General features: G+C 46.0%; 11 protein-coding genes. 6 read left to right on the top strand and 5 right to left on the bottom strand.

Features of this window, described 5'->3' with window-relative positions; genetic code table 11:
• The 6 genes from Q0218_RS03045 to Q0218_RS03070 form a co-directional block, all read left to right on the top strand.
• Nucleotides 1–450, top strand: a 450-nt coding sequence (locus Q0218_RS03045; RefSeq protein WP_297966119.1) for a hypothetical protein, incomplete at its 5' end; no start/stop codon positions are given.
• Nucleotides 440–1,621 carry a tryptophan synthase subunit beta gene (trpB, locus tag Q0218_RS03050; protein WP_297966121.1) on the top strand — a complete coding sequence of 394 codons (1,182 nt, stop codon included), beginning with the start codon at nucleotides 440–442 and terminating at the stop codon, nucleotides 1,619–1,621. The genes Q0218_RS03045 and trpB, both read left to right, overlap by 11 nt.
• Nucleotides 1,614–2,363: a tryptophan synthase subunit alpha gene (gene trpA, locus Q0218_RS03055; protein WP_297966122.1), complete on the top strand. Its 750-nt coding sequence runs from the start codon at nucleotides 1,614–1,616 to the stop codon at nucleotides 2,361–2,363. The genes trpB and trpA overlap by 8 nt, the downstream gene beginning before the upstream one ends.
• Before the next feature lie 65 nt (nucleotides 2,364–2,428).
• A complete protein-coding gene (locus tag Q0218_RS03060) occupies nucleotides 2,429–2,842 on the top strand; it encodes a chemotaxis protein CheX (RefSeq protein ID WP_297966131.1) in 414 nt (137 codons plus the stop codon).
• 56 nt (nucleotides 2,843–2,898) lie between these two features.
• A complete protein-coding gene (gene fliN, locus Q0218_RS03065) occupies nucleotides 2,899–3,195 on the top strand; it encodes a flagellar motor switch protein FliN (RefSeq protein WP_034957998.1) in 297 nt (98 codons plus the stop codon).
• Nucleotides 3,192–4,130, top strand: coding sequence for an excinuclease ABC subunit A (locus tag Q0218_RS03070; RefSeq protein ID WP_297966124.1), 939 nt, complete (start codon nucleotides 3,192–3,194; stop codon nucleotides 4,128–4,130). Before fliN ends, Q0218_RS03070 begins: the two co-directional genes overlap by 4 nt.
• 66 nt (nucleotides 4,131–4,196) lie before the next feature.
• Here Q0218_RS03070 and Q0218_RS03075 read toward each other — a convergent pair whose 3' ends face one another.
• The 5 genes from Q0218_RS03075 to plsY form a co-directional block, all read right to left on the bottom strand.
• Entirely contained in the window at nucleotides 4,197–5,645 is a 1,449-nt protein-coding gene (locus Q0218_RS03075; RefSeq protein WP_297966125.1) for a Ppx/GppA phosphatase family protein, read from the bottom strand.
• A complete protein-coding gene (locus Q0218_RS03080; protein WP_297966126.1) occupies nucleotides 5,646–6,875 on the bottom strand; it encodes a HAMP domain-containing sensor histidine kinase in 1,230 nt (409 codons plus the stop codon).
• 38 nt (nucleotides 6,876–6,913) lie between these two features.
• Nucleotides 6,914–7,585: a homeostatic response regulator transcription factor HsrA gene (gene hsrA / locus Q0218_RS03085; RefSeq protein ID WP_297966128.1), complete on the bottom strand. Its 672-nt coding sequence runs from the start codon at nucleotides 7,583–7,585 to the stop codon at nucleotides 6,914–6,916.
• A 73-nt stretch (nucleotides 7,586–7,658) separates the two neighbouring features.
• Nucleotides 7,659–7,973 carry a dihydroneopterin aldolase gene (locus tag Q0218_RS03090; protein WP_297966129.1) on the bottom strand — a complete coding sequence of 105 codons (315 nt, stop codon included), beginning with the start codon at nucleotides 7,971–7,973 and terminating at the stop codon, nucleotides 7,659–7,661.
• Nucleotides 7,970–8,584, bottom strand: a complete 615-nt coding sequence (plsY, locus tag Q0218_RS03095) for a glycerol-3-phosphate 1-O-acyltransferase PlsY (RefSeq protein WP_122863175.1) — start codon at nucleotides 8,582–8,584, stop codon at nucleotides 7,970–7,972. Before plsY ends, Q0218_RS03090 begins: the two co-directional genes overlap by 4 nt.
• Between the last annotated feature and the right edge of the window lie 714 nt (nucleotides 8,585–9,298).

Raw genomic sequence — 9,298 nt, forward strand, 5'->3', positions numbered from 1 at the left:
AAACGTTTTATTGATGATGAAAAAAACGATACTTCAAGTTTAAAATCAAATATTTTATCAGACATAGATAAACAATTTAATACTAAAATTAGTAAAATTAATAAGTGGAAAAATAGTAGCACTGGATTTCAAGAACTGATCAAAGATAATTTTGTTTTTAGTAGTTCTTATAAGATAAAAACAATTTCACATATTTTAGATACCTTAAAGCTAGACAATTTTGCCAATGACTACAAAAAAGATATTATAGAAAAGAGAAATCAATTTGCACATTCTGTATTAAAAGAAAAAGAAGATGGCAGGAAGTGTTTTGAAAATAAAAATGATGATATTATATTTGATGATATGCTATGCAAGAAGATAAGAGAGGATATAATAAAATATAAACAATGTTTGTTTAATACGCTGGATAAAATTACAAAAAACCAAAAGGAACCCCATGAACCATAAAGCTTATTTCGGCAAATTCGGCGGGCAGTTCGTGCCAGAAACCGTGATGTTCGCGCTAGACGAGCTCGAGGCTGCATACGAGCGCATAGTAAAAACGGCTGAATTTGAGGCCGAACTAGACGACCTACTAAAAAACTACGTCGGACGCCCGAGCCCGCTATATCACGCAAAACGCCTAAGCGAGCACTACGGGCATGAAATTTATCTAAAGCGCGAGGATCTAAACCACACGGGCGCGCATAAGATAAACAACGCCCTGGCTCAAGCGCTTCTAGCCAAAAAAATGGGCAAAAAGAAGGTTTTAGCAGAGACGGGCGCCGGTCAGCACGGCGTGGCGACTGCGACCGCGGCGGCATTGCTCGGCCTTGAGTGCGACGTGTATATGGGCGCGACAGACGTCGAGCGTCAGCAGCTAAACGCGTTTCGCATGCAGCTTTTAGGCGCCAGAGTCGTGAGCGTAGAAGATGGGCTAAAAACGCTAAAAGAGGCCACTACCGCGGCAATCCAAGCGTGGGTAAACGAGATAGAAAGCACATTTTACGTCATCGGCTCAGCAGTCGGCCCGCACCCGTATCCTAGGATCGTGCGCGACTTTCAGAGTATCATCGGCCGCGAGACCAAGGCTCAGCTAAAAGAATACGGTGTGCATCCGGACTACGTCATCGCCTGCGTCGGCGGCGGTAGCAACGCTATCGGTATCTTTAGCGCGTTTTTGGGTGACGCGGACGTAAATTTGATCGGAGTCGAGGCTGCGGGCCTAGGCGCGTACACGCCGTATCACGCCGCAACTCTAACCAAGGGTCGCACAGGCATCATCCACGGTATGAAAACGATCGTCCTCCAAGACGAATACGGCATGATCGAGCCCGTGCATAGTATCTCGGCGGGGCTTGACTATCCGGGCGTGGGCCCCGAGCACGCGCACCTGCACGAGAGCAAGCGAGCCGCCTACTACGGCGTCACAGACGACGAGTGCATAAACGCACTATATCTAACCAGCCGCCTAGAGGGCATCATACCTGCGATCGAGAGCTCGCACGCGTTAGCGTACCTAGAAAAGCTCTGCCCGAATTTGACAAAAAAAAGCGTCATCGTCGTAAACGTCTCGGGGCGCGGCGACAAGGATATAAACACCGTGATGAGCTACGAGAAAGGAAAAATTTATGGCTAAGGTAAAAGACGCGTTTGTCGGCAAAAAAGCAAACATCGGCTACGTCGTGGCGGGATATCCTAGCGTCGAAGCGACGAAAGAGTTTTTATTAAATTTAAACAGCAGCTGCCTGGATCTACTTGAGCTTGGCATCCCCTACTCCGATCCGCTCGCAGACGGCAAACTCATCGCGCAAGCTAGCTTTGAAACCGCCGCAAAGGGCGTAAACACGGGCGCGATATTTGCCATGCTAGAAGAGTGCAAAGGCAAGATAAATAAACCGGTCGTATTTCTCGTATATTTTAACATCGTGTTTGCTTACGGCGTAGAGAGATTTATCGCTCATTCAAAAGATGTCGGTATCGCAGGATTTATCATCCCCGATCTGCCGTTTGAGGAAAGCGAGGAGGTAGCGGGCCTATGCGCTAAATTTGATATTGATCTCATCCCGCTAATCAGCGTCACCTCACAAAACCGCGCGGATAAAATTTTAAAATTCGGCTCTGGCTTTATCTATGCTCTGGGCGCTATCGGAGTGAGCGGGTCGCAGCGAGCTAGCGAGGAGAGACTAAAAGCGCTCGTAGAGGGTCTAAAAAAAAGAAGCGATCTGCCTGTCGCGGTGGGCTTTGGCGTGAAAAATAAAAATGATGCCGACGAGGTAAAAACCTATGCCGACGGCGCGATAATCGGCACCGAGATAGTAAAGCTCACGGCCAAATTTGATGGCAAAGAGCTGATAAAGCAAATCAATAAACTTTTTTAAATTTAGCCACGTTTGCGTTAAATTTAAGTATAATCAAAAAATTTCGTTTAAAGGACGGCGCGATGATGGACGTTGCGGAGCTTGGGATCAAGCATCTGTGCGAGGATACTCTAGGCTACAAGGTAGAGAGCGCAAAGAGCGCGGAAGGCGAATTTTACGGCTCGAGCTTGCCGATTTTTAAGGGTAAAGAGGAGTTTCACTTTTATCTTTATTTTAAAAAAGATACGCTAAATCGCTTTGCTAGCGTGCTTCTTGGCGTCGATAAGCTAGCCGAAGACGAGCTAAGCGACATCTGCAAAGAGGTGGCCAATCTCGCAATCGGATACGCCAAAAATCTACTAAACGAACGCGAAGCAAACGCCTACAAACTAGGCACTCCGGAGTATCTAGGCAGAACGAGCTTTCACGTCAAACTAGACGATAAACGCGTCTATAAAATCAAAAATAGAACATTTCAAATAGGATATAAAAAGGGATGAGCGAAGAACTACAAGAAGTAACCGCCGTAGAAACGGCGCTGCAAGGGGTTCAGGAGATGTTGCAAGAGCGCGGCGGGCTTTTTAAAAGCTACGACGAGCTGATGGATATCGGAGTAGATTTTATCTCGGAGCTGGGTACCACGACTATTAGCGTAAAGCAGCTTTTAAAGCTCGAGGTTGGCTCGGTAATCGACCTAGAAAAGCCTGCCGGCGAGAGCGTGGAGCTTTTTATAAACAACCGAATTTTCGGCAAGGGCGAAGTGATGGTTTACGAAAAAAACCTCGCCATCAGGATAAATGAAATCCTAGACTCAAAATCCGTCATCCAGTACTTTAAACGAGAGCAGTTATGAGGATTTTTGCCGCGCTTTCGCTGTTTTTCGTCGCGCTTTGGGGGTCAAATTTATCTACTTACAACATTTATGAGCGTAGCGACCGCGTGGATATCATGCTTAGTTTTGACGCGCCTTATAGCGGGACTATCCTGCAAGAGCGCAAAGACGGCGCGATAACCCTACTCTTTAAAGATTTGCAAAACGATCAGAGCATCGAAAAAAGCGTAAATTCAAGCATACTGCAAGAGCTTTTGTTTGAGCCTAGAGGGCAAAATTTAGCCCTCGTGATAAAGAGTGCGGCCGAGGTGTCCGTTAGCGCGTCAAAGACCACCGACGGGTTTGGCCTGCGCGTGCGAGTAACGCCCCAAGCTGCGATAAATTCCCCAGCCACGACCGCCATATCCTCGCAAGAAACTAAAGAAAATATAACCGAAGCATCAAATTTATCAGGCGAGCAAAACGGCTCAAATTTGAGCGCGTCGGCTCAAGGCGCAGGCCTAAATTTAGGCGCGCAAAGCGGCGACGTAAATTTTATGACGCAGAGCATGAGCGATATGGTAGATTATAGATATTATTCCGTTTTAGGCGTTTTGGCGCTACTTTTGCTCGCGCTTTTATTCATCAAAACAAAACTAAAAAACAAGCAAAATGCATTTAAAACAAAGCAAAAAAACGACTGGTTTGAAAAGGTAAAAAAAGACGAAGAGGTGGAGATAATCTACGAAAAACCGCTTGACGGCGTCAATAAAGTCGTGCTTTTTCAGCACCTTGACAGACGCTACCTCGTGCTAACGGGCGCCTCAAACGTACTTCTGGATAAATTCGGCGAAGAAAAGATGACGAGCGAGCAGGACTTCCAGAGCTTTTTTGAAGAAAATCAAAAAAAGCTAAACGCCTACATCGAAAACCGCCAACCTCTGGACGCATATAAAGATAAGGCGAGTATAGACTAAAATTCATCTGGCGCCTATAAAATTTGATGAAATTTAGCGCATATTTCATCAATCTTCCTTCAAATTTCACGCAAAACAGATCGCAAAAGTATCCGGTTTAGTCATCTTTTTGATATTTTCCTTCGCCATAAACAGCTCCTTAGCGCCGTAAATTTGCAAAGTATGGTTTATAAACTCAAACTCTAGCCTTTTGTGCGCGCGGTTTACATCTAGGTTTTTGGCTAAAGCCAGGATAAAGCTTAACCAGCGCACGACGCTTTCGCTAGGTAGCAGATCTTTAAACCGCTCAAATTCGCTCGAGCTTTTTTTGCCGTTTTGAGCGATGATTGCGGCTATGAGGCATTTTTGCGCATGCGAAAAGCCGTAGTTTAGCGCATTTAACACGAAAAATGCCGAGCTAGCGTGCTCGCCGTAAAATCCCAAGCACTGCGCCACGTCATGCAGCTTGGCCGCGACCGCCAGCTCGCTCTCGTATCGCCCGCCAAGCTCATGCAGCGGCTCTAGCGCGGCAAAAATATCTTTAGCGTATTTTACGATAGTTTTGTTCTCGCCGAGCAAAAACCTATCCTGCAAACTCCTCACGCTCGGGTTAAAATTAGGCGGAAATTTGCGCGTCGGACGCAAAATATCGCTTAAAAATACGCCCTCCCTAAAGCCCGCGCCGCTAGTGTAGATATTTTGCGCGCCTAAAGTCTCGGCCGCGCTTAAAAAGATGAGCGCGCCCTCTCTAATCGTATCGAAGCGATCTTTTTTGATGCCGAATTTCCCAAGCTCCAGCACGCTTGCTTGCGAAATACTCTCGATAAAGTTTTTGTGATTTTGCAGTTTGTAGGCAAAATTATGCACCGTTTTTAGAGGATAATTTTGCGACGACATTATCGCTGAAGATATCGCGCGCAGGCTGCCGCCGATGGCGACTAGGTTTTTGCTTTTGAAATTTTTAGGCAAGCTTTTTAGCGCGTCTTTGATAAACGGCTGCGCGGCGCTTAGATTTTTTTTGTCGAAAAATAGCTCCTTTAGCCGCACCGTGCCTAAATTTAAAGACACGGCGTCTATTATTTTGCCGCCGCTAACAAGCGCAAGCTCGGCAGAGCCCCCGCCGATATCAAGCGTGACGAACTCCTCTAGCGGCTCAAGCAAATTTAGAGCCGCCGCGCCGCCGTAAACCGCCTCGTCTTTGCCGCTAACGACCTTTAAATTTAGTCCTAGCTCGCGGCGCACGAGCGATATTAGCTCGCCCGCATTAGGCGCGTCGCGCAGAGCCGAGGTACCCATAGCAAATATTTTTGCGCATTTGTAGGCCTTGGCGATATTTTTAAATTCGCTAAAAGCCTCAAAAGCCTTTTGCATAGATCTCTCGCCGATCGCGCCGCCGTTTTCGTAAGCGCCCTCGCCAAGGCGCACCTTCATCTTAAACTCGCCCACGACGCTAAAAGCATAACGCGAGCTTTTGTCAAATATCACCATTCGCATCGAATTTGAGCCTAAGTCTATGACGGCGGTTCGTTTTGCCATTTATCTGCCTTTGTTTGTTTTATTTATCGGTAGCCGCAAGCTCGAGGCGGCGCCGCTACGGCCGTCCGTGCGGTTTTTGATAGATACGGTTCCGCCTAGAGCCTGCGCCGCGCCCTTGGCTAAAAATAGCCCGAGTCCAGCTCCGCTTTTATCGCCGAAGCGCTTAAACGGCGCAAAAAGATCCTTGCTCTCGTCGATGCCGCAGCCCTCGTCTACGACCTCGATTATAAACTCGCCGTCGTTTAGGAAAGATCGTATCGTAACGACCGAGCCGGCGGGGGAAAATTTGATCGCATTTTGAACGAAATTTTGGATAACATGCGTCAAAAGCGTCGTTTGAAGCGTCATTTTTAGGCTAGAGGGCGCAAACTGGGTCGCTATATCCTTACCCTCGCCGCGGGCTAAAATTTTAAAATTATTCGCCGACTGCTTCAAAAACTCGATGACGTCGGTAGGCACGGCCTCCTCAAACTGCGCGCCCTCCTGCCGCCCGATTTCCAAAATAGACCCGATCATTTTATTCATATGATCGATGGCTTCGTTGTTATTTTTGAGCGTTTCTATATATTTTTCGCTCTCGCGCGGCTTTATCAGCGTGACCTCGTTTTTTGTTTTCATTACCGCAAGCGGCGTTTTTAACTCGTGTGCGACGCCGACGAATAGCTCCTTTTGATAAAGCACGAAAGTCTGAATCCGCTCGATTAGGCGGTTTAAGCTTTTGCCTAGCGGTTTAAACTCGGGCGGTAGCTCCTCAAGGCTGATCGCCTGCAAAAATCTCTCGTTTAAATTCGTCATTTTTTTACTTAAAATTTTAATCGGCACCAGTAGCATGCGCGACAAAAATAGCGCATAAAAAAGCACTAGCAAAATAGAAGTGGCGTTTACGACGATGATATCGATTAAAATTTGATTTATGAGCTTGCTTTGCTGCGTAGTTTCTTTAGTTAGCGCGATGCTATCATCCTGAGTATAGGGATAAAACAGGGTCAGATAGCTCTTTTTGCCCAGACTCTCGGTTATAAAATAAGGCGCTTTTGTTTCGCCTTTTACAAGCTTAACGCGCGTGGGGCTATCGTTTAGCGTGGAATACTCGAAAGGATTTTTAAGTCTGGCTAAATTCGCGCTCGTAGATAAAATTTTAGCTTCGTAAGCGAGCGATTGGGAGATGTTTTCGTAAATCGTAACCTTAATATACTGATATAAAAGGACGGAGATGATGAGAATTAGCATCGTAGAAGCCGATGCTAATTGCGCTATAAACCTAAGTCTTAGGCTTTTTTGGGAAAGCAAAATCTATACCCGCGTCTTCTGACCGTCTCGATAGTCGAGATGTTTAGCGGCTTATCCATTTTTTGGCGGATTTGATTTATCGCCACTTCGATTACGTTTGGAGTTACTAGCTCAGGCTCCTCCCAGATCGCATCTAGCAGCTGCTCTTTACTAACGATCTGATCGCTGTGGCGCGCAAGGTGAGTTAGCACCTCAAACGGTTTGCCTTTTAGCTCGATATCTTGGCCTAGGTAGGTGATTTTTTCTTCGTCCGGATCGATGATAAGGTCGTCTATTTTGATGACGTTAGTACCGCCAAAACGCAAGCGAGCCTCGATCCTAGCGACCAAGACGTCAAAATCAAACGGCTTTTTGATGTAATCATCCGCGCCGATTCTAAAGGCTTTTACTTCGCTTTCTTTATCGTCTTTTGCCGATATTACGACGACGGCGGTGCGCGGAGATTTATGTTTTATTATGTTGATCAGATCCACGCCGTCTCCGTCAGGTAGCATCCAGTCGGTTAAAACCAAGTCGTAATTTCTAATACCGATATAATACTCGGCATCTTTGAAATTCTCCGAGCTGTCGGTTTGATAACCAAACTCCTGCAAGCCCTCGGCGATGGTTTTGTTTAGAGTTACCTCATCTTCAACTATTAAAATTCTCATTTTTTTCCTTCTATGAAATTTGACGCGATTGTATCATAAATTAAGCGAAATTTCAAGATACTTTAAAAAAAATTTAATATTTAAACTCAGCCCTTGCGCCTACCGTAGCATTTTTGACGATCTCTATTTTTAAAATTTCCATTTTCAAAAAGCTAAGCGAGCTAAATTTTTCCTTCAACTTTTTCGCGCAAATTTCAAGCGAGTTTTCCACGGTGTCAAATTTCTCCCGCGCGTAAATTTCCTCGATAAAATTTATCATTTCCACGTAGTCTATAAACTCGCCACTCTCAAATTCCGCGCTCACTCTTACCTTTTGCGGCGTCACGCGCTCAAAATCAAGCAGCCCGATGATCGTGCTAAATTCGTAATCTCTGATAATGGTCGTCAAATAACACGCTTTTCTTGCCCTGTTATCAGGCGTTTGATGTTTGGTAAGTGCTTATAAACGACCAAAAACGCGATCAAAAATATCGGTGCATAAGAGTCGATGTCAGGAATCTGCGGCTGCAACGCAAAAGTAGCTACGATAAACGCCGCAAGCGCGGCTAGCGAGGCTAGCGAGGAGATCTTAAGTAGCTTGCCCACGACAAACCAAACTCCAAGCGCGATAGCGATCTCAAGCGGCAAAAAGACCGCCAAAACGCCCGCACCCGTGGCTATGCCCTTGCCGCCTTCAAATTTCAAAAACGGAGAATAGCAGTGCCCGAGTACCGAAAGCACCGCCATCGCCCAAAGCGTCGCTGGAGCAAGGCCTAAAAATTTCGCGATCAGTATCGGCAAAACGCCCTTTAAAACGTCACAAACGACGGTTAAAATCGCGATTTTTTTAGCGAGTTTGGGATCTTTTTGCTTTAGCACGCGCAAGACGTTGGTCGCGCCGATGCTGCCGCTACCTTCGCTTCTGATATTCACTCCGCCAAAGATATAAGCCAAAATCACGCCCGAGGGGATGCCGCCTAACAGATACGCCGCGGCGTAAGCTATTAAATTTTCGTTCATTTTTTATCCTGATTTTTATTTCGATCTCGCAATATTAATTAAATTCGGCTGATTTTTTGATAAATCGGTCGTTTTAAAGGGCGGCAAATTTGTAAATTTCACTTTCCCAAACCCGCAACTTTAAGATGCTAAATTTAGTTTTGTCAAATTTCAAATTAAATCTTTCTTGTTAAGGGGCAAGTGTCTTGAATTGCGCTCTGCTTTGTGGTTGCGAGGCGTAGCTGAAGCAAAGGGTCCCTTTTTCTTTTTCTTAGGAGGCAGAAAGGGTTTCTACCTACGAAGCGTCACCCCCCCACCTGCCCCCACTGCACGTTAGACGTGGCGACATGGCTTTGCTCTACGAGCAAAGCATCGCAAATTGGAATCAAATTTTACATTTTAAAGGTGCGGGTCTCAGCGAGCCAAATTTGCAAATTTGACTATAAAAAGTCAAGGCAAAGTATCGCGAGATGGATTTAAGGGCTTTGCTTCCCTTGCGGTCGCAACTGCAAGCAGAAGCGACGTAAAAATTTAGCGAAGATAAGACACGTAGTCTATCGAGCTAAATTTTTACTAGCTCCGTCAGAGACGCTCGCGAGATAAACCGTAAAAATAAGGCGAAGTATTTTTGCGTTTTTACGTCGCGCTTTGCGCTCGTAACGAGACTTCGCTACGAGGATACGAGGCGGATCTAAATTTTACGACGGGAGCTACCTCGTCGGTAGTGACCGAGTA

The sequence above is a fragment of the uncultured Campylobacter sp. genome (genome assembly GCF_938039245.1).
Taxonomy (GTDB): domain Bacteria; phylum Campylobacterota; class Campylobacteria; order Campylobacterales; family Campylobacteraceae; genus Campylobacter_A.